General features: G+C 71.3%; 17 protein-coding genes. 5 read left to right on the top strand and 12 right to left on the bottom strand.

Features of this window, described 5'->3' with window-relative positions:
- Positions 1-4: 4 nt before the first annotated feature.
- From ribD to ACZ4XD_RS18320, 4 genes are all read right to left on the bottom strand, one after another.
- Positions 5-1,072, bottom strand: a complete 1,068-nt coding sequence (ribD, locus tag ACZ4XD_RS18335) for a bifunctional diaminohydroxyphosphoribosylaminopyrimidine deaminase/5-amino-6-(5-phosphoribosylamino)uracil reductase RibD (RefSeq protein WP_468043394.1) — start codon at positions 1,070-1,072, stop codon at positions 5-7.
- Positions 1,073-1,125: 53 nt separating this feature from the next.
- The gene (ribA, locus tag ACZ4XD_RS18330) at positions 1,126-1,812 is read right to left on the bottom strand and encodes a GTP cyclohydrolase II RibA (protein ID WP_248001527.1); all 687 of its coding nucleotides are present in this window, start codon (positions 1,810-1,812) and stop codon (positions 1,126-1,128) included.
- Between the two features lie 9 nt (positions 1,813-1,821).
- Positions 1,822-3,540, bottom strand: coding sequence for a WD40 repeat domain-containing protein (locus tag ACZ4XD_RS18325; RefSeq protein ID WP_468043240.1), 1,719 nt, complete (start codon positions 3,538-3,540; stop codon positions 1,822-1,824).
- A gap of 554 nt (positions 3,541-4,094) precedes the next feature.
- Positions 4,095-4,865 (bottom strand): transposase, encoded by a 771-nt coding sequence (locus tag ACZ4XD_RS18320; RefSeq protein WP_468043238.1) that lies wholly within the window; start codon positions 4,863-4,865, stop codon positions 4,095-4,097.
- Between the two features lie 55 nt (positions 4,866-4,920).
- On the opposite strand from ACZ4XD_RS18320, the gene ACZ4XD_RS18315 reads away from it, so the two are divergent.
- Positions 4,921-5,955 (top strand): questin oxidase family protein, encoded by a 1,035-nt coding sequence (locus ACZ4XD_RS18315; RefSeq protein WP_468043236.1) that lies wholly within the window; start codon positions 4,921-4,923, stop codon positions 5,953-5,955.
- Between the two features lie 572 nt (positions 5,956-6,527).
- On the opposite strand, the gene ACZ4XD_RS18310 is transcribed toward ACZ4XD_RS18315, so the two are convergent.
- Positions 6,528-7,517, bottom strand: coding sequence for an ornithine cyclodeaminase family protein (locus tag ACZ4XD_RS18310; protein WP_468043234.1), 990 nt, complete (start codon positions 7,515-7,517; stop codon positions 6,528-6,530).
- A 238-nt stretch (positions 7,518-7,755) separates the two neighbouring features.
- Entirely contained in the window at positions 7,756-9,084 is a 1,329-nt protein-coding gene (locus tag ACZ4XD_RS18305) for a serine hydrolase domain-containing protein (protein WP_468043232.1), read from the bottom strand.
- Between the two features lie 341 nt (positions 9,085-9,425).
- Here ACZ4XD_RS18305 and ACZ4XD_RS18300 point away from each other — a divergent pair, with 341 nt between their 5' ends.
- Positions 9,426-9,683, top strand: a complete 258-nt coding sequence (locus ACZ4XD_RS18300; RefSeq protein ID WP_042158476.1) for a WhiB family transcriptional regulator — start codon at positions 9,426-9,428, stop codon at positions 9,681-9,683.
- Positions 9,684-9,857: 174 nt separating this feature from the next.
- Here ACZ4XD_RS18300 and ACZ4XD_RS18295 read toward each other — a convergent pair whose 3' ends face one another.
- The 4 genes from ACZ4XD_RS18295 to ACZ4XD_RS18280 are packed head-to-tail and all read right to left on the bottom strand — an operon-like array spanning position 9,858 to position 14,336.
- Positions 9,858-10,517, bottom strand: a complete 660-nt coding sequence (locus ACZ4XD_RS18295) for an NADPH-dependent FMN reductase (RefSeq protein WP_468043230.1) — start codon at positions 10,515-10,517, stop codon at positions 9,858-9,860.
- A gap of 36 nt (positions 10,518-10,553) precedes the next feature.
- On the bottom strand, positions 10,554-12,803 hold the full coding sequence (locus ACZ4XD_RS18290; RefSeq protein WP_468043228.1) for a xanthine dehydrogenase family protein molybdopterin-binding subunit: 2,250 nt from the start codon (positions 12,801-12,803) through the stop codon (positions 10,554-10,556).
- Positions 12,800-13,798 carry an FAD binding domain-containing protein gene (locus ACZ4XD_RS18285; protein ID WP_468043226.1) on the bottom strand — a complete coding sequence of 333 codons (999 nt, stop codon included), beginning with the start codon at positions 13,796-13,798 and terminating at the stop codon, positions 12,800-12,802. The genes ACZ4XD_RS18290 and ACZ4XD_RS18285 overlap by 4 nt, the downstream gene beginning before the upstream one ends.
- 1 nt (position 13,799) lies before the next feature.
- Positions 13,800-14,336, bottom strand: coding sequence for a (2Fe-2S)-binding protein (locus ACZ4XD_RS18280; protein ID WP_468043224.1), 537 nt, complete (start codon positions 14,334-14,336; stop codon positions 13,800-13,802).
- A 175-nt stretch (positions 14,337-14,511) separates the two neighbouring features.
- Between ACZ4XD_RS18280 and ACZ4XD_RS18275 the strand changes: the two genes are divergently transcribed.
- The 3 genes from ACZ4XD_RS18275 to ACZ4XD_RS18265 all read left to right on the top strand — a co-directional run bounded on the left by ACZ4XD_RS18275 (position 14,512) and on the right by ACZ4XD_RS18265 (position 17,161).
- Positions 14,512-14,970: an RrF2 family transcriptional regulator gene (locus tag ACZ4XD_RS18275; protein ID WP_042158464.1), complete on the top strand. Its 459-nt coding sequence runs from the start codon at positions 14,512-14,514 to the stop codon at positions 14,968-14,970.
- A 181-nt stretch (positions 14,971-15,151) separates the two neighbouring features.
- Positions 15,152-16,507: an acyl-CoA dehydrogenase family protein gene (locus ACZ4XD_RS18270; protein ID WP_468043222.1), complete on the top strand. Its 1,356-nt coding sequence runs from the start codon at positions 15,152-15,154 to the stop codon at positions 16,505-16,507.
- 132 nt (positions 16,508-16,639) lie between these two features.
- Complete coding sequence (locus tag ACZ4XD_RS18265; RefSeq protein ID WP_468043220.1) at positions 16,640-17,161, top strand: hypothetical protein; 522 nt, start codon at positions 16,640-16,642, stop codon at positions 17,159-17,161.
- A gap of 35 nt (positions 17,162-17,196) precedes the next feature.
- On the opposite strand, the gene tgmB is transcribed toward ACZ4XD_RS18265, so the two are convergent.
- A complete protein-coding gene (tgmB, locus tag ACZ4XD_RS18260; RefSeq protein ID WP_468043218.1) occupies positions 17,197-18,120 on the bottom strand; it encodes an ATP-grasp ribosomal peptide maturase in 924 nt (307 codons plus the stop codon).
- Between the two features lie 4 nt (positions 18,121-18,124).
- Positions 18,125-18,316 (bottom strand): putative ATP-grasp-modified RiPP, encoded by a 192-nt coding sequence (gene tgmA / locus ACZ4XD_RS18255; protein WP_026169961.1) that lies wholly within the window; start codon positions 18,314-18,316, stop codon positions 18,125-18,127.
- Positions 18,317-18,885: the final 569 nt, after the last annotated feature.

Here is an 18,885-nt window from a genome sequence, read left to right as displayed (position 1 = left end):
GCTCCTACTTCCTGCGGACGGGATCCGGCTCCAGTACGGTGCGTACGTCCTCGCCGACCCGGCGCACGCCGAGGACGCGGAAGCCCGGGGCCCCGGCGCAGGAAGGGACTTCGAGGCCGCGGACCGCGGGGGCGCCGTCCTGGCCGAGCAGTCGGGGGGCGCTGTACCAGATGACCCGGTCCACCAGCCCCTCGCCGAGGAGGGCACCGGCCAGCGTGGCTCCGCCCTCGACGAGCAGCGACCGGATGCCGCGGTCGTACAGCGTGTGCAGGGCCTCGGTGAGATAGCGCGAGCCCGGGCCGATGGTGACCGGTTCGGCCGACCCGAGGGCGTGGTCCGCCGCCGGGCGGGTGGTGAGGATCCAGGTGGGGGCCGCGCCGTCGGAGGCGAGCCGGGAGCGGGCGGGAGTGCGCAGCCGGCGGTCGAAGACCACCCGGACCGGCTGCCGGGCACACGGGCGGCCGGCGGCGGTGCGTGCGGTGAGGGCGGGGTCGTCGGCCAGGACGGTGCCGCTGCCGACGGCGATCGCGTCGACCCGGGCCCGCAGCCGGTGGGTGTCGCGGCGGGCGGGCGGACCGGTGATCCAGCGGCTGGATCCGTCACGGGCGGCGATCCGCCCGTCGAGGGTGGTGGCGAGTTTGAGAGTGAGATGCGGCCGCCGGGTGACCACCGCGGTCAGCCAGGCGTGATTGGCCTCCGTGGCCTGCTCCGCGAGGAGCCCGGAGCGCACCTCGGCCCCGGCGCGGCGCAGCGCCGAGGCGCCCTCGCCGGAGAGGGTGGGGTCGGACACGGCGTAGATCACCCGGCGGATGCCGGCCTGGAGCAGTGCCTGGGTGCAGGGGCCGGTGCGGCCCTGTCTGCTGCACGGTTCGAGGGTGACCAGGGCGGTGCCGCCGTCGGCGCGGGGGCCCGCGGCGCGCAGCGCGTGGACCTCGGCGTGCGGTCCGCCGGCCTTCCGGTGCCACCCCTCCCCCGCCGTCCGGCCGTGGGGGTCGAGGATCACCGCCCCGACGACCGGGTTCGGTGCCACCGTGCCGAGCCCGCGCCGGGCCAGCGTCACGGCGCGGCGCATCGCGGTCCGCTCGTCGTCGGAGAAGGCCCGGCCGGCCCCGGAACCGTCCGGCGTCACTGCGGCACCTGCCCCGGGAGAGCCGCCCGCAGCCCGGTGACCTGCTGTGCCGTGCCCAGCGCGTCGAGATGGCCCATCAGCCGGTCCTTGACTTCCAGATAGGCCTCGTTGAACGGGGTGCGGAAGCCGCCGAGCGGGACCCGGTCCTCGACCACCGTCCCCTGGGCGGCGAGCTGGGCGACCTTCTCCGGGTTGTTCGTCATCAGGCGTACCCGGGTGATGCCCAGGTGGCGCAGGCAGTCGGCGGCCATCCGGAAGTCCCGGCTCTCCGCCGGGAAGCCGAGGGCGAGGTTGGCGCTGATGGTGTCGTGCCCCACCGACTGGAGCGCATAGGCACGGATCTTGTTCGCCAGGCCGATGCCCCGCCCTTCCTGCCGGAGCATATAGACGAGCACACCGTTGTACGAGCGGACGATGGCGGCCAGCGCGGCGGAGAGCTGGGGCCCGCAGTCGCACTTCTCGGAGCCGAGGACATCGCCGGTGAAGCAGGCACTGTGGATGCGCACGATCGGCGGGGCGGCGGATTCACTGCGTGGGGCGAGGGTCCGCAGGGTGACCACTTCTTCGGTCTCCCGGCCGTCCGCGCCGACCTGCCCGAAGACGGTCAGCTGCATCAGGGTGGCGCCGACCGGGACCGGAGCGCTCGCAAGGCGGACCACCACCGCCTCATCAGATGTCGTCATCGGGCGGCCCTACCGGTTCCGGGCGGACGGCACGGCGGCGGCCGCCTCGATGCCGTAGACCCGGCCGTCGTAGGAGGAGGCCAGGAACCGGCCCGGTGGGCCGGCCGGGGCCAGTGCCGAGATCCCGGCGGTCGTGGGCCGTTCGTCGCACACCCAGGTGCCGGCCGCGGGGTCGTGGACGGCGACCCGTCCGTGGTAGCCGCCCGTCGCGATCAGTCCGGTGTGCGGGTCGACCGCGACGCACTTGATGCTGTTGCGGTGCGGCGTCGTCACCACGGCCTGTTCCTCACCGGCGGCGGTCCAGATCCGGAGCGTCAGATCGCGGCCCACGCTGACGAAACGGCCGTCCGGCAGGGCGTCCGCGGCATTGGCTATACGGGCGTGTGCCGCTTCCTTCGCGGCCAGGAGTTTCAGGTCCGGCAGGGCGTGCCACCTCGCGGCACCCGTGGCGCACACACTGAAGAGCACCTCGCCCTGGACGGCGACCCCCTTGACGGCGTTGTCCTGGATGCGCCGCACATCGACCAGCTTCAGTCCGGTGCCGTCCACATCCCGCAGGACCAGTGCCTCACCGGTGTAGGTGCCGACGATCAGCGTCTCACCCTCCGAAGTGCTGTGAACGGCAGCGCAGTTGAGCGGGGAGCGGTGCTGGTACAGCAGGGCGCCGGTGGTCGCGTCGTACAGCGCGCCCAGCTGGCCGCCGCTGACGACGGTGCCCGCGACGGCGGTGACGAAGTTGCAGCAGCTGCCGAGTTCGGCCACCACCTCGTCGTCCCGCCGGACCGTGCCACTGTCGCCCACCGTGAACCGTCCTGCGGGGGTGCTCGTGACCGCGTTCAGTCCCGGTGTGGGCTCGACGGCGCTCAGGTCCCAGGTCCCGCCGTCCCGGTCGAAGACCGCGTAACTCGAACCGAAGGTGCCGAAGACCCAGCGGGTGGCGCTCAGCTTGGCGCAGGAGCGCAGCCAGACGTCGGCCGGCACCTCGCTCGTCAGCAGATGCGCCGGGTCCCCGCCCTGGTCCAGGCGCCACAGCCGTACGGTGCGGTCGTAGCTGGAGCTGAGCAGGATGCCGCCCTCGGCGTCGTACGCGAGCCGCTTGATGCCGGCGTCGTGCACCCGGTGGCGCCGTGTACCGGACGGGTCGACCAGGATCAGCTCGCCCTCGTCGTTGCCGAGCGCGAAGCTGTCCACGCCCAGGACCGCGACGGTGTCCGTTTCGACGTCCCCGAGGTCGATGGTGCGCAGCAGGGTGCCGTCGGCGCCGTCCCAGCGGCGGACCGTTCCGTCGTCGCTGGTGGTCACCAACTCGGTGCCGTTCCGCACCCATTCGACGGACAGCACGTCCGCCTCATGCCCCTCCAGCCGGTGGATCAGCCGGCCGTCCAGGTCATAGATACGGGCGAGGTGATCGCGGGAGGCCGTCGCCACCCGGGTTTCGTCGGGGGAGATCACGGTCATCTCCACGTCGTCCTTCTGGTCCGTGAGCACCGTGATGAGACGCAGATCGGGTACGGACCATAAACGGGCGGAATAGTCGCTGCTCGAGGTCACCACGATCCGGCCGGACGCGGAGAACCGGCACTGGTTGGCGAGGTGGTCATGGCGCGCCTCGGTGATGGCGGTATGGGTCACCGCATTCCAGAGAATTACCCGGTTGTCATAGCCGGCGGTCACCACCAGGTCGCCATGTGCATCAATTCCACTGATCGGCGAAGTGTGCTTGATCATGCATTCTCCTCGTCGTTACGTATCCGACCCCGCAATGGGCATGCCGGTGCGCCCGTACGGAGGTATGGCACCACAGCGGATGGTGGGCGATAACGCCGAATGACCAGCCGGCGAGACTCACGCCAACGAAAAAGAAATCAAAATCGACCAGCGAATAAATGAGGCCCATTCCGGGCCGAAGCAGGACACTAGTTTTCGTCACATGCCCACGTCAACGGCGATTGGCCAACTGTCTTGATTTGGCTGGCTTGTGCCGACGAAAAGCAGGCCCTGAATCGCGCCAAGATCCAATGCCCGGGTTCACCGCCCGCACCGCCCCTGCCTGTACGATCCCGCGCCGGCCCGCCCGCACCACGTGGTGCGCCCCTGCCGGAATCCCCTCACCCGTGCCGCACAATGCCGGACGACACACCACCCACCCACCCTGGAATCCGGCCAATATGGCGGGGTCATATTGCTGAACAGCCCGCCGCGTCCTTCCATGAAAAGGAATCGATCTAAGGGTTGTCCCGTAAATGATCTCTGTCGTGCCGGATGACCTGCTGGTTTCTCCGTCATCCGGCGAGGGTGAGGTTGTGCAGGCGGGCGATGCCGAGCATGGCGTGTTGGACGCCGTTGCCCTTGAGGCGGCAGTCGCGCAGGATCTTCCAGCCCTTCATGCGGGCGAAGGCGTGCTCGACGCGGGCGCGGACCTTGCGGTGGGAGGTGTTGTGTTCCTCTTTCCAGGCGGGGAGTTCGGTCTGGCCTTTCTCGCGGCGGTGCGGGATGACCAGGCCGGTGCCCCGGTAGCCACCGTCCGCGATCACCATCGTCTTCCCGACGGCGTCCTTGGCGCCGGACAGTTCCCACGCCTTGCAGTCGTTGCGGTTGCCGGGCAGTGGCCGGCCGACCGCGACGACGAGCCGGGTGTCGGCGTCGATGACGACCTGGTGGTTGGTGGAGTACCGGTAGTTCTTCGACTGCTCGGCGATGGTGTGGTCGCGGGTGGGAACCAGGGTGCCGTCCACGATCAGCACGGTGTCCTTGCGGAACCGTTTGCGCTGCTGGAGCGCGAGGGCCGGACCGAGGTGATCGATGATGCGGTCCGCAGCCGACTTCGACACCCCGAACAGCGGCGCCAGCTGCCGCAGCGTCAGGTTGGTTCGCCAGTACGCAGCAACCAGCAGAACCCGGTCCTCCAGCGGCAGGCTCCACGGCCGGCCCTTGCGGACGGGGTCCGCACCCTCGCGCCGCAGCGCGGTGATCAACTTGCCGAACTGACGCGAACTCAGCCCGGTGAACGGGGCTATCCAGGACGACTCCGACGCCGTGATCACACCAGCCACAGCAAGATCATCTCACCCGTGACCAGCAGTTACGGGACAACCCTTAGGGGGCACAGTGAACGACCTGGACGGCGCACTGAAGTACCTCAGCAACTCAGGCCCCGAGTTCGGCCCCGGGGTGAGCAATCACGGCCCCATGGCGGCGGAGGCCCTGGGACAGCTCGGGCACTCCGCGGCGATCGGAGCATGGGTGAGCTCCTACCGAAAGGTGCTCTACGAGGACACCTACGGACTATTCCAGGAGATCACCCACGACAACTGGCGCCCGGCCCTGGGCAATATGCGGCTCCTGGGGGACTGGACCGAATTCTTCCGGCGGGAGCTGGCCGGCGCCGCCTGGACCGATGTGCTCGCCCGCTGGTGGCCCCGGCTGCTGCCGGGCTTCGCCGCGGGGGGCGGCCATGGCGTCATCCGCACCGGGCACGCGGTGCGGATGCTCAAGGAATCCACCGGTCCGTGGCGCATCGAGGAGCTCGCCCGTGGGCTCGGCTACTGGGCCGCCCGCTACCAGGAGCTCCCCGAGGAGCCGTCCACCCCGCGCAAACGGGATCTGGCGCAGGCGTGGGCGGCGGTCCCCAAGCTGCGCAGCGACCAGGGCATGGGCATGATCTTCCGGATCCGGCTCGAAACGGTGTGGCTCGAACCGGACTTCGCGCCGGCCGTGGATTCCCTGCTCCCCGAGGACGACGCCGACCGGGCGCTGAGCCGGCTCACCAGAGCCGCCGCCGGGAGCTACCTCACCGATGAGCACAAGACCCCGATGGCCTTCGTGCACGCCCTCACCACCCCCGCCGCGGTACGCCTCGTGCTGCCGAGCCTGCCCGCCGAACTCCACTGGCCCAGCGTCGCCGCCGCGGTCCGCTTCTCGGCCGCCATCCGCAGCGCGTACGGCACGGGACGACGCGAGCACCACCCCGAGGAGCCGGTCCAGGACTACGTCACGCTCGCCGAACGCGCCCTGGCGACCGAGGACCCGCACGCCATCAAATATGTGGAGGCCTGCCGCCGGGAGGACCGCCTGAGCCCCGATCCGTCATACGCGATCGCCGCAACCGACTGGGTCCGGCGCTGCGAGACCGGCTCCTTCTGAACACGACCGGACGCGCAGCCGCGGAGTTTCGTCGACACCAACACCAACACCGACACCGACGGCGATCAGCGCGGTATCAGCCACCGGATTCCCTCTCTCGCGTGGCCAGGAATCGACACACTGCGTCTGTCACCGTTCTTCTCTCGATCGATTCCCTCTTCGGTGACATGACGGACGTCGGCGCCGACAGCGGTCAGCACTATCCGCACTCCGGGGCTGCCGCCCCGGCGGCCGAGAAAAACGAATGTGGCCGCGCTTCAGCGGACGGGAAAGAAAGCCACAAGGCCAGCCCCCACCCACCGTCACTCACTCCCCCACGGGAGGGGACGGGCCGGAGGGGGGGGGGGGGGGGGGGGGGGGGGCCGCCCCCCCCCCACCCCCCCCCCCCCCCCCCCCCCCCCCCCCCCCCCCCCCCCCCGCCGCCCCGTCACCGTACCCACAGCCCCGCGCAGCGGACCCGCCCGCCGCAGGCGCAACGGCGGGAAAGCCGAAAACGTCGGCCGAGGCGAAGCGCAGCGGAACGGCGGGAAAGCCAAAAACGCGGGAAGACAATAGGCCGCCCGCCGGCCCACTCACCCAAGCCCAACCTCCGCCCCCACCAACCGCTCCCGCGCGCCCGCGACGACCAGGGCCGCGGCCGCGGCATCCTGCACCGCCACCCCGACGGACTTGTAGAGGGTGATCTGCTGGTCCGAGGAGCGGCCCGGCTTGTTGCCCGCGAGGAGTTCGCCCAGCTCGGCGTGCACATGTCCCTCGGTGATCACGCCGTCGCGGAGGGGGTGCAGCAGATCGTTGCTGCCGGCGGGGAAGGGGGCCAGCGCCGCCTGCCGCGACTCGACGCACACCAGTGCTTCGGCGACCGTGGCATCGTCGATCTCCCGGCCATCCGGGTTGAAGCCGACCGAGGTCACATGCACTCCGGGTGTCAGCCAGGAACGGCGGATGACGGGCTCGACGGAGTGGGTGGTCGCGGCGGCGATATCGGCCCCGTCGAGCGCCTCGGCCCAGGTGGCCGCCGCCTCGACGGGTACCCGGAGTGCGGCGGACAGTTCGTCGGCCAGCGCGGCCGCCTTCGTCCGGTCGCGGCCGGCCACCCGGATCTGCCGGATCGGGCGCACCCGGCACATCGCCTCGGCATGCGACCGGGCCTGTGCGCCGGTGCCCAGAACGGCCAGCACCGAGGCGTCCTCACGGGCCAGCAGGCGCGCCGAGAGCGCCGAACCGGCGGCGGTCCGGGCCGCGGTGATCGCCGTACCGTCCAGCAGCGCCGTGGGCTCTCCGGTGTGCGGGTCGAAGACGACGATCAGCGCCTGGTGGGTCGGCACGGGGGTCCCGCCGTTGTGCGGGAAGACGGAGACCAGCTTGCTCATGAGCACACCGGCCGACGGAACGAGGCCCGGCATGGCCGCCAGGAAGCCGTCCCGCTCCGGTACCGTCACGGCGACGCGATCCGGGGCGGAAGCCCGGCCCGCACTGAGATCCGTCATCGCCGACGCCAGCGCGTCGATCAGCGCGTCCATTTCGAGCAGCGCCTCGACCTGCGAACGCCCCAGTACCAGCATCCGGCTCCACCTCCTGATCAGAGCTGCCCGACCGACTGCGCCGGGCCGGGGAACCGACCGTAGTCCCTCCCTGCGTTCCCGTCTGCGCACAGGGTCCCGGACCCGGGCTGATATGACGGCCACCACCACTGGCACAAGGGGCACTGGAGCAAGCACTGGCACCCCGGCCGCTGGGAGAAGCAGTGGCACAAGGGGCACTACAGCTGTCACCGCTGAGGCGCCTTACGGGGACGGTCGTTCAGGCCGGGGCCAGGGTGCAGGAGTGGCTCAGGAAGTTGCCGAGCCGGCCCTCGGTATCGCCGTTCTTGTAGGCGTGGGCCTCACCGGTCAGCACGCCGTCGGCGAGCCGGAGGACCAGTCCCAGCTCCGGGCTGTTGATCCGGGCGTCGGTGGTCGGTAGCTGCAACGGGAAGGAGGCGCGCAGGTCCCAGGCCGTCGTGGCGCTCGCCGGGACGGTGGCGGGCACGCCGTCCAGCCGCAGGGCGATCCGGCGGCCCGGCAGCACGCGGAGGGTGAGCGGCACCTCCCGCTCGGGTGCGCTGATCCGGCCCGTCCACTCGCCCTCCGGCAGCGTCATCGGGCGCGCCGGATCAGCGATCAGGGGCGTAATCGCCTCGGGGGTGCAGTCCGGGGCCAATTCATCCAGCACGTATCGGAGGATCGCGTCGCGGGCCGCCTTGTTCGTGGAGTTGGTGAGCACCGCGACGGAGAGCAGCCGCTCGGGCATGGCGACGGCCATCGCGGCCACACCGGGGCCGCCACCGCTGTGGCTCTGCACCAGTGGCCCGTCGCCCGAGGACAGGCACCAGCCGAGCCCGTACCCCAGATGCTCGTTGACCGGCAGCGCGTGCCGAACGGCCGCCGCGGTCTCCGGCTTCAGCAGCCGGTCGTACGACTGGGCGAACAGCGCCAGCTCACCGGCCGGGGCCCAGCCGAGGGTGGCGCCCGGGTGGCCGCAGTCGTAGTCGGGGTAGGCCCGGCCGTCGGGCGTGTACCGCTGCGCCGACGGCGCCGGGCCCGGGTACCCCCGCGCGAGATGGCAGCCGGTGAGCCCGAGCGGCGCGAAGACCCGTTCGCGCAGGCAGGCGCCCAGTTCCTGGCCGGTGGCCTGCTCCAGCAGCCGGCCGAGGAGGCGGTAGCCGAGGTTGGCGTAGCCGAAGCCGGTGCCCGGCGGGCGGGAGGGCACGGCGTAGCGGTCCGGGTCAGGCACCCGCTCGCCGTCGCCGTAGTCCCAGTCGTAGTACGCGCCCAAGCCGCCCCGGTGCTGGAGCAGTTGGCGTGCGGTGGGGGCCGGCCGGCCCTCGGCTCCCGGCAGCGGAACGGGGGCGTCCAGGTCCAGGAGCCCTTCATCGGCCGCGTGGCAGACGGCGGTCGCCGTCATCGGCTTGGTGACGGAGGCCAGCCCGTACGCCGTGTCCGGCGTGGCCGGGCGGCCGGTGGCGAGATCGGCCGTCCCGTAGGCCGCGGCGTACACCACCTCGCCGCGTTCGGCGACCGCGACGGAGACCGACGGACACCCGTGCTCCGTCAGCGTCTCGGTGCAGAAATCGCTCAGCCCGTCCAGCATGTCGCCCCTCCCCGTCGTCCCTCTTGCACATCAGTTCACGGTTGATCACGGGCGTCAAGAGCCCTGGTCACAGGGCGTCTTGGCGCCAGGCCCTCGCGGACTCGGGCCGTTCGGCACGGTGCCGGGCGCGGTCCCTGGCCATGGCCGTACCGGGCCGGAATGTGAGCGATTCGGGGAGGAATGTGATCGTTGGGAACGGCGGTGCATTGTGGGCGCAGGATCGGGCACGCGAGGACAGCAGGCGTCCGGGTAAGGAGGCTGCCGAAGCAGCCGGCCGACCCGGTGAAGCCGTGCCGCACTGCCCATCAACCGCGCCCCGCCGCGGAGAACGGAGGTTACTCATGGACTGGCGTCACGACGCGGTGTGCCGCGAAGCGGACCCGGAGCTGTTCTTCCCCGTCGGCAACACCGGTCCCGCGCTGCTCCAGATCGAGGAGGCCAAGGCTGTCTGCCACCGCTGCCCGGTGATGGGGCAGTGCCTCCAATGGGCACTCGAATCCCGGCAGGACACCGGTGTCTGGGGCGGCATGAGCGAGGACGAGCGGCGCGCCATGCGGCGCCGGGCCGCTCGGCACCGGGCTCGGCTTGCCTCCGCCTAGGGAGGCCGTGGGGGCACTCGTTGCGTCGGGTGCCGCACCGGTACGGCGTCCCCGTACGTGTCAGGGGGCGGTGGCGGCATGAGGTCCGCTACCGCCCCTTTGTCACGCCCCCGTTGCCACGGTCCTTTGTCACGGCACCGGCGAGGGGCCGGAGAGCCGCCGTCGGAGGTCCGCTCAGCCCTCCGCCCGCTGGGTGACGGGGGCCCCGGTCCGGTCCCCCGGGAACTCGTACCACCGGCGCTGCAGACAGACGTAGCGCGCATCGGCCTCGACGAGACGGAGGAAGGCGGTGACGGTCTCCTCCAGGCGCGTGTGCAGTGTGGGGTCGACCAGCTGCCCTTCCTCGGTGAAGCCCTGGTGGGCCGCGGCCAGGCTGAACATGTCCGGGTAGACGCGGGTGCCGAGATGTTCCAGCGGAACCCGTAGCGCCCACAGTCCCCGGTTGCCGCCGACCAGGGACGGGGAGGCGGAGACAAGCAGCGCGTGCTTGGTCTTGAAGGGCTGCGGCCGGACCCGGGAGACCCAGTCGATCGCGTTCTTCACCACTCCCGGCACGGAGGCGTTGTACTCGGGTGAGGAGAGCGCAAAGGCGTCGCACCACTCCAGCCGGTCGCGGAGTGCCAGGGCGCCGTCCGGCAGCCCTTGGGTCTCCTCCACATCACCGTCGTACAGCGGCATGTCGAATTCCCGCATCGTGGCGAGATCCACGGTGGCGCCGGCCGCGGTCATCATCCGGGCCACGAGGGAGGCCAGTCGGGCGTTGCTCGATCCGGTGCGCATCGAGGCACCGAGCACGAGTGCCCGCAGCGGGCCGGGGTGTGCGTCCGTAGGCATGGTGACGTCCTTCCGTCTCCGGCGGGCCGGTCGCCCTTACAGCAGGTGCTCGATCCTGATCGGCAGTTCCCTGGCCCGGTATCCGGTGGCGTGGAAGACGGCGTTGGCGATGGCTGCCGCTGCGCCGACCATGCCGACTTCACCGAGGCCCTTGACACCGAGCGGGTTGACGACGGTGTCCGGCACTTCCACGAACTCGACGGCGATGTCGGGGGCGTCGGCGTTGACCGGCACCAGGTATTCGCCGAGGCTCGCGTTCGCCCAGCGGCCGTCGCGGGGGTCGGTCACACTTCCTTCGAGCAGCGCCTGGCCGAGGCCCCAGAGCATGCCGCCGACGACCTGACTGCGGGCCGTCTTGGCGTTGAGGACCCGGCCGGGGGCGAAGGCACCGACCATACGGCGTACCCGGACCGTACCCAGGTCCGGGTCGACGGCGACCTCGGCGAACTGGGCGCCGAAGGTGGCCAGCCCGTACGGGAGATCCTGCGGTGGCGGGCTCCAGCTGCCGAGTGCCTCCAGGTCGGTCATGAAGTGACGCTCCATCAGGGCGCGGTAGCTCTCGCCCGTGTCGGGCCGGTCCCGGAGCTGCATCCGGCCCTCGCGGACGACGACGGTGGCGGGGTCCGCGTGGTGCAGCGGGGAGCTGGGGTCGGCTATCGCCTGCTCGATCATCTGGTCGCGGAGCGTGGTGGCGGCCGTGTATACCGCGGCGCTGATCATTCCGGCGCCGGCCGAGCCGACCGCGGCCGCGACGTTGGGCAGGTCGGTGTCGCCGTACTCGAACCGGACGTTCCGCAGCGCGATGCCCAGGCCATCGGCGGCGACCTGGGTCATGGCGGTGCCCGCTCCGGTGCCGAACTCCTGGGTGCCGGCCTGCACCACCGCGGTGCCGTCGGCGTAGAGCCGGGCCCGGGCACGCTGCGGCTGCATGGGGAAGAGCACGGGGTAGCCGGCGGTGGCCATGCCCTTGCCGATGAGCCGGTTGCCGTCCCGTTCGGAGCGGGGTTCGGGATTGCGCGACTGCCAGTCGAAGCGGGCCGCGCCGCGCCGGTAGCACTCCTCCGCACCGTCGCTCGACCAGGGGTGGCCGGTGTGCGGGTCGGCCTCGGCGTGGTTGCGCAGCCGCAGTTGCACCGGGTCGACGCCGATGCGGTGGGCGAGCTCGTCCATCACGCATTCCATGGCGTACATGCCGGTGGTCTCGCCGGGGCCGCGGGTGAAGGTGGGTGTCATGGTGTTGCTGCGGATCAGCCGGTAGACGCCCTCGTAGTGGGGGCAGGCGTAGACCTGGCCGGCCATGCCGAGCGAGGGTTCGGCCCATTCGTCGAAGGGCGAGGTCAGCGAGAGCTTGTGGTGGCGCAGCGCGGTGAGCCGGCCGTCGTCGGTCGCCCCGAGTTCGATGCGCTGTTCCTGCTCCTCGCGGTGGCCGCAGGAGGTGAACATCTGCTCCCGGGTGAGCGCCAGTTTGACCGGCCGGCCCACCTCCCGCGCGGCCAGTGCCGCCAGGGTGACATGCGGCCAGATCATGGCCTTGCAGCCGAATCCCCCGCCGACGAACGACGCCCGGACCCGTACCTTCGACGGCGGGATGCCGAGCAGTGCGGCCACGGTGCTCTGGGTCGCCACGATGCCCTGGGTGGCGTCGTAGAGGGTGAGCCGGTCGCCGTCCCAGACGGCGGTGGTGGCCGACGGTTCGATGGGGTTGTGGTGGTTGGCCGCGAAGTGGAAGGTGGCATCGAGGCGTTGGGTCGCGGCCTTGAAACCGGCTTCGACATCGCCGCGCACACTGCGTGCGGGAAGGAACCCGGCGAAGATCGCCTCGGGTTCATAGGACTGGCCCCGGCCCTCGTCCAGAGTGGTGACGGACGGACGCCGGTCGTAGTCGACATGGAGCTGCCGGGCCGCGAAGTGGGCGCGTTCGAGCGAGTCCGCGATCACCACGGCGACGGGCTGGCCGAAGTAATGGACGACCTCGTCCTGAAGCGGGAAGAAGCTCTCCCCCGGGGCGGCATGGCCGGCCAGGGACGGCAGCAGAGAGGGCCGGCCGGCGATGTCCGGCAGGTTCTGGTGGGTCAGCACGGCGAGTACACCGTCGGCGCGCTCCGCGGCCTCCGTGCGGATGCCGGTGATCCGCCCGCTGGCCGTACGGGCGCCGACCAGGGCGGCGTACGCGGTGTTGGGCAGCGTGATCTCCGCCGCGTAGCGGCCGTGACCGGTGACTTTGGCGGGACCGTCGACGCGATCGACGGGCCGGCCGATGGCTTCGAGGGTGGCGCCGGTGGTCATGCCGTCCCGCCTCCGGTCGTGGCGACGGTGCGCAGGGCGCGGACGAGGGTCCGCCGGGCGAGTTCCGCCTTGAACGCGTTCATCGGCCGGGTGTCGGCGGGGGCCAGTTCGGCGGTCGCGGCCCGGGTGAACGCGGCGTCGTCGGCGCGCTCGCCCACGAGGACGTCCTCGGCCCGGCGGGCGCGCCACGGCTTGGTGGCCACCCCGCCGAGGGCGAGCCGGACCTCGCGGACCACTCCGTCCTCCAGCGCGAGCGCCACCGCCGCCGAGGCGAGGGCGAATTCGTAGGACTCGCGGTCGCGCACCTTGAGATACAGCGATCTGCGCGCCATGGGGAGCGCGGGCACCTCGATCGCGGTGATGAGTTCGCCGGGCGTGAGCGGATGTTCGCGCTCGGGCGTATCGCCGGGGAGCAGGAAGAAGTCGTCGACGGGGAGGGTGCGGGCGCCGTCCATGCCTTCCACGTGCACCACGGCGTCCAGGGCGACGAGGGCGACGGCCAGGTCGGAGGGGTGGGTGGCGATGCAGTGCTCGCTCGTGCCGAGGATCGCATGGCCGCGGTGGACGCCCTCCAGTGCGGAACAGCCGCTCCCCGGAACGCGTTTGTTGCAGGCCGATTCGGGGTCGCGGTAGTAGGCGCACCGCACCCGCTGCATCAGGTTCCCGCCCATGGAGGCCATGTGCCGCAACTGGGCGGAGGCCCCGAGAAGCAGCGCCTGGGACAGCATCGGGAAGCGCTGCACGACCGCCCTGTCCTCGGCGACCTCGCTCATCCGCGCCAGCGCGCCGATCAGCAGTCCCCCGTCGGCACGCTCCTCGACGCCGGTCAGCGGCAGCCGGTTGATGTCCACCAGGCGATGCGGCCGCAGCACATCCAGCCGCAGCAGATCGATTTCCGTGGTGCCGCCCGCGAGGAAGGAGCTGCCGGGGTCACTCGTCACCGCCTCGACGGCGCTGTGCACGTCCGTCGCGCGGGTGTAGCTGAGGGCACGCACCTCACTGTCCTGTCTTCCGGTCCCGCACCTCGCGGATGGCGGAGCGGATATGGGGATAGGCCGCGCAGCGGCAGATGTTGCCGCTCATCCACTCGGCGATCTCCGCGTCGGTGCCGGCATGTCCTTCGTTCAGCAGCGCGACGGCCGACATGATCTGCCCCGGTGTGCAGTAGCCGCACTGGAAGGCGTCGTGTTCGAGGAAGGCGCGTTGCATCGGGTGCAGCTCATCGCCCTCGGCGAGGCCCTCGATGGTGGTCACCTCTTGGCCTTCGCAGCTGATGGCCAGGGTCAGACAGGCCAGCACCCGGCGGCCGTCGACCCAGACCGTGCACGCACCGCAGGTTCCCTGGTCACAGCCCTTTTTGGTGCCGGTGAGGGCCATCTGCTCGCGTAGCGCGTCCAGCAGGCTCACCCGTGGTTCCAGATTCACGATCCGGGAGACGCCGTTGACGTCGAGGGCCACCTTCACACTGCCCGGCCCTCGTGTCTCCAGGACGGCGGGCTGGGTGACGGGTATCGGCGCGCCTTTGTCTGCCACGACACTCACCTCGGAGTCGATGCCGTGAGTCCATGCCGTATGTCGAGCCTCCGTCCGGTCGTCCGGGCTCGCAACCGGACGACCGGGCGTGCCGGGCGGCCGGCGCGCGGGCACCCGGCGGATCCGCACCGGGGTGCCTGCGGGATGCCGGGTCCACTGCGGGATAATGCGGAGCATGCGGATCTCAGCCAGAGCGGACTATGCCGTGCGTGCCGCGCTGCAACTCGCTGACGCCCGGGACGCGGGGCCGCTCAAGGCGGAGGCCATCGCCCAGGCGCAGGACATTCCGCACAAGTTCCTCGAAGGCATTCTGAACGACATGCGCCGGGGCGGGCTGGTGCAGAGCCGGCGCGGCGGCAGCGGCGGCTACCGGCTGGCCAGGCCCGCGGAGGCGATCAGCATCGCGGATGTCATCCGGGTCGTGGACGGGCCGCTGGTGTCGGTACGCGGAGTCCGCCCGCCGGAGCTGTCCTACACCGGCCCCGCCCGGTCCCTGCTGCCGCTGTGGATCGCGCTGCGGGCGAACGTCCGCGAAATCCTCGACGGCGTGACCCTGGCCGATGTCGCCTCCGCCGAGCTTCCGCCGCAGGTGGCGGAACTGACCGAGCATCCCGAGTCCTGGACGAATCCCTAAGGGGTGTCGTTGGGAGCGGGGCACGTCCGGGGCGAGGTGCGTCCGGAGCGTCCTCCCCGCCATGTCCCGGATGCCAAGACGAGCTTGTCCATCCCTTGAACGCCCCTTGATCCATCCGCGGCCCGGAAGCATTCTTTCCCTACCAATCCAGTGGGAAAACTAGGGAAGCCAGGAGGTGGGCGTGCGCGCACCGATGCGTTCCGTCCCGTCGGCCCCCGGCCTGATCTGCCCGCCCGCACCGGACGCTTCCGGCCGGACGGGGCAGGTCACCGTGCCGGAGCAGTCCCCCGCACGCCCCGCTTCCCCGCAGGTCAAGTCCTGTACCGACGACGAGATCTGGCGGCGCATCACCCGGGAGGTCGCCGATGACCTGGCGGTCGACGCCCTGGTCCGCGACCGGGCCGGCAAGCCTCCGTTCGACGAGCTCGCCCGGCTGCGCGAGGCGGGTCTGCCGGCGCTGCTTGCGCCTCCCGGCCCCGCCGGGCGGGGCACCGACTGGCGCACCGCCTGCGCGGTCATCCGGGAGATCGCGGCTGCGGACGGTTCCATCGGCGAACTGCTGGGCCGTCACTGGGCGTTGTCGTGGAGCGCACGGTTCTTCGGCACGCCGGAACGGGCCGATGAGCTCGAACTCCGGGCGAGCGCGGAGCAGTGGCTCTGGGGCGGCGGCATCGACTTCCCTGACACCGAACCGGCGACCGGGCCGGAGCTCACCCTCACCCCGGCCGCGGAGGGCTACCTCCTCCACGGCTGCCGGTCGTTCGCCGCGGGCGTGGCCATCGCCGACCGGCTGGTGCTCGGTGCGGTGCACACCGATACGGGCGAGTCCCTCGTGGTCTGCGTCGACCCGGCCCACCCCGGCGTGGCGGCCGCCCCCGAGCACGACCGCCTCGGCCAGCGGCTCACCGCGGCCGGCCGGATCAGCTTCGACGGCGTCCCGGTCCCCGCGGACCAGGTGCTCGGCGCCGTCCCCCGCGATGAGCACGCCCTCGCGCCGTTCGCCACGCTCGCCCCGCTGGCGCTCCGGCTCGCCCTCGTTCACGTCGGTCTGGGCATCGCCGAAGGAGCGCTGGCGGAGGCCCGGGACATCACCCGGGCCGGGTCGCACGGCCGGGCGGCCGAGGGGCGGGAGGAGGGCGGGTACGCGGAGCGGCCGGGCGCTGACCCCTATCTCCTCCTCGCGTACGGGGAATTGGTGACCGAGACCCGGACCGCCGCGGCCGTCGTCGAGTCGGCGTCGGAGGCGCTGGCACGGGGGCTTCGCGCGGGCCCGGCGCTCGGGGTCGACCAGCGGGCCGATATCGCGGTGCTGGTCGCCGCCGCCGAGGCCGTCACCAGCCGCTCCGCGATGCGTCTGACCACCCGCGTACTGGAACTCACCCAGGGCGCCGACTCCGCTGCCGACCCTTTGGGGTTCGACAGGTTCTGGCGCAACGTCCGGGTACTGACGGCGCGGGTCTCCCCCACCACCCGGCTCCGCGACATCGGTGACCACTACCTGAACGGGACACATCCGCCGCTGACGCTGCACAGCTGACCGGGGCGCGCCACGCGGTGGTAAATCGCCGGTGCCCTCGGCGCAGCTTCGGACGGATCGGCGCCGGGGACTGCTACATCTCGGGTGTTGATCCCGGAGCGGGAAAGCCCGTCGGTCCTGTGAGGTGGCGCCTTGTCAGAAAGCCGCAGCGTACCCGTACAGCCACCCCTCAGACGAGCGGAGCCCCTGCAGCGACTGCTGTTCGGCGGGGTGTACGGCTCGGTGCTCGCCAGCGCTCTGGTGGCCGCGCTCGGCCATGAGGGCAGACCGCCGGACCCGGGCTACGACGCACTGTGGGTGGCGCTGACGGCCGCGGCGTCGGCCGCGGCACACGGCTACGCGCACTCGATCGCACACCGGACGAGCGACGACAAGCACGTCACCCCGAGCGCGGTGCGTTCGGTGCTGATGGAGTGGCCGCTGGTGGCCGCGATGGTGCCCACCATGTTCGCGCTGTTCGGTGCCTACGCGGAATGGTGGGGTGAGGACGGCGCGGTCGACGTCGCCCTGACCATCAATATGGTGGCGCTGTTCGGCTGGGGGGTATGGGCGGCCCGGGTGGCGGGCCGGCGCTGGGCGGCGTCCTTTCGGGTGGGTGGGGTGGATGTGCTGATCGGTCTGCTCATCGTGATCGCGAACATGCTGATCCACTAGGGCGGACGGGCGCGGGCGGGGCTACCGCTCCGGCCTCAGGGTTCCACGGCGAGCCAGGTGGCGATGGCCTGGGCGATGGGCTGGTCGGTCTCCAACTGGATGAAGCCGAACTGGCCGCCCTGGTTGCATTCCAGGAACCACCAGGCGCCGTCCGGGTCTTCGGCGAAATCAAAAGCACCGTAGGCAAGTTGCGCAGCACTCATATAGGAATTCACGGACCGGTGGACGGCGTCGGGCACCTCGACGGCCTCCCAGGTGCCCTGGTGGGTGAAGCGGCTGTCGACTTCCTCCGGATCGGCTTTCTTACGGGCGGCGAAGAGGTGGTCACCGACACACGTCAGCCGGATGTCCGCCTCCTTGGGGATGTGCTGCTGGAGCAGGGTCGGCCCGGCTGCCACCCCGGAGAAGTCCGTGTCCGGACTGATACGGGTGGTGGGCAGCACCATCGGAGGGTCACCGGGGTGCTTTCCGCTCACCGATTTCACCACCAGGTCCTGGTGGGCGGCGGCGAACTGCCGGGCCATCGCCGGGAACGTGGTGACCAGCGTGGCGGGCACGAGGAAGCCGCTGCGGTGGGCGAGCCGGAGCTGCCAGGGCTTGTAGCGCGCCTGCGCGGCCGCGACGGGATGGTTCATCCAGCGTGCCTGGGTGCTGGTCAGCATGCCGTAGAGCGCCTGCTCGGCCTCGGCCGTGATCCAGGCGGACTGTTCCGCGGTGCGGGCCCCGGGGGTACCGGGCCGGCGCACCCATACCGAACGCAGGCTGCCCAGGCTCACCATGCGCTCGCCGGACTTGAGATATCCGTGGAAGTCGTTGTCCGCGTACTCCGCCGACAGGGCGACCCTGCCGGGCAGGTCGGCGGGGTCGAGGCGGACGAGCGGGACACCGAGGTCCTGCAGCGTCGACACCACGATGTCCGCCGTCAAATCTTCCTCGCAGGTCAGGACCAGGACGGTCATGGGCTCAGTCGTCGAAGTGGGTCTTGGAGCCGGCGGTGGAGGCGGTGGTGCCGGTGGCCAGCAGCACCGCCCGGCTGCAGGTGGCCGGGCGTCCGTCCGGGAGGACGTTGAGTTGCCGCGTGGCGTCGTAGCTGTACGGCGTACTGGTCGATGACTTCGCCGCCGGACGGGCGTAGCTCAACGCAAACGGTCGCATTCCATCTCCTCAAAGACCGGTTTCCGAGCCCCTGGCACGGGGCAGGGGTGGAAAGCCCCTTCTTATGACTCTGCACGGAAGACGCGACAATCTGGTCAGTTAGTTGCCTCTTTTGCTCGTTTCCAGCGTTCCACTTGACTGAAAAGCGGCGAGCACGTACGCGCTGTCTCCGTCATGTGTCACCGCGTAGGCAAGAGGGCACAAAAACGCGTCATGCCCCGCCCGAGCGGGCCAGGCTGACCGGCCGTCAAAGAACGGTGTACCCGTTCGGGGCGCTACTCCGGGCGCACCCCGCCGACCGTGTGATGCACAGGGGTCCCGTCCAGAGGGCGGCGACGAGGTCCACGGTCAGCCGATGCCAGTGAGACGCGTCACGTCGCAGGGTGGGTCCGCCGCGTGGCACGGCGCCAGTGGGGGCGAGGGCGACGATGCCGCGGGGTATCCGGGCCGCGGTGGAGCACCAGCAGCCGGGTGCGGAACGCGCCGGCCGCCGGCCCGCGAGGGGGGGCGGCGGTCAGGGGGGGGGCCCGTGGGGGCGGAGGGCACCGACAAGGGGGGGACAACGGCGT

It is taken from the genome of Streptomyces sp. NPDC029466, assembly GCF_055574515.1.
This window is presented reverse-complemented; position numbering and strand designations above follow the sequence as displayed.

What these genes read in the sequence shown, in the direction of transcription:
- ribD (WP_468043394.1), bottom strand. Translation starts at nt 1,072, where the DNA reads ATGCGCCGCGCCGTGACGCTGGCCCGGCGCGGGCTCGGCACGGTGGCA.
- ribA (WP_248001527.1), bottom strand. Translation starts at nt 1,812, where the DNA reads ATGACGACATCTGATGAGGCGGTGGTGGTCCGCCTTGCGAGCGCTCCG.
- ACZ4XD_RS18325 (WP_468043240.1), bottom strand. Translation starts at nt 3,540, where the DNA reads ATGATCAAGCACACTTCGCCGATCAGTGGAATTGATGCACATGGCGAC.
- ACZ4XD_RS18310 (WP_468043234.1), bottom strand. Translation starts at nt 7,517, where the DNA reads ATGCTGGTACTGGGGCGTTCGCAGGTCGAGGCGCTGCTCGAAATGGAC.
- ACZ4XD_RS18305 (WP_468043232.1), bottom strand. Translation starts at nt 9,084, where the DNA reads ATGCTGGACGGGCTGAGCGATTTCTGCACCGAGACGCTGACGGAGCAC.
- ACZ4XD_RS18300 (WP_042158476.1), top strand. Translation starts at nt 9,426, where the DNA reads ATGGACTGGCGTCACGACGCGGTGTGCCGCGAAGCGGACCCGGAGCTG.
- ACZ4XD_RS18295 (WP_468043230.1), bottom strand. Translation starts at nt 10,517, where the DNA reads ATGCCTACGGACGCACACCCCGGCCCGCTGCGGGCACTCGTGCTCGGT.
- ACZ4XD_RS18290 (WP_468043228.1), bottom strand. Translation starts at nt 12,803, where the DNA reads ATGACCACCGGCGCCACCCTCGAAGCCATCGGCCGGCCCGTCGATCGC.
- ACZ4XD_RS18275 (WP_042158464.1), top strand. Translation starts at nt 14,512, where the DNA reads ATGCGGATCTCAGCCAGAGCGGACTATGCCGTGCGTGCCGCGCTGCAA.
- tgmB (WP_468043218.1), bottom strand. Translation starts at nt 18,120, where the DNA reads ATGACCGTCCTGGTCCTGACCTGCGAGGAAGATTTGACGGCGGACATC.
- tgmA (WP_026169961.1), bottom strand. Translation starts at nt 18,316, where the DNA reads ATGCGACCGTTTGCGTTGAGCTACGCCCGTCCGGCGGCGAAGTCATCG.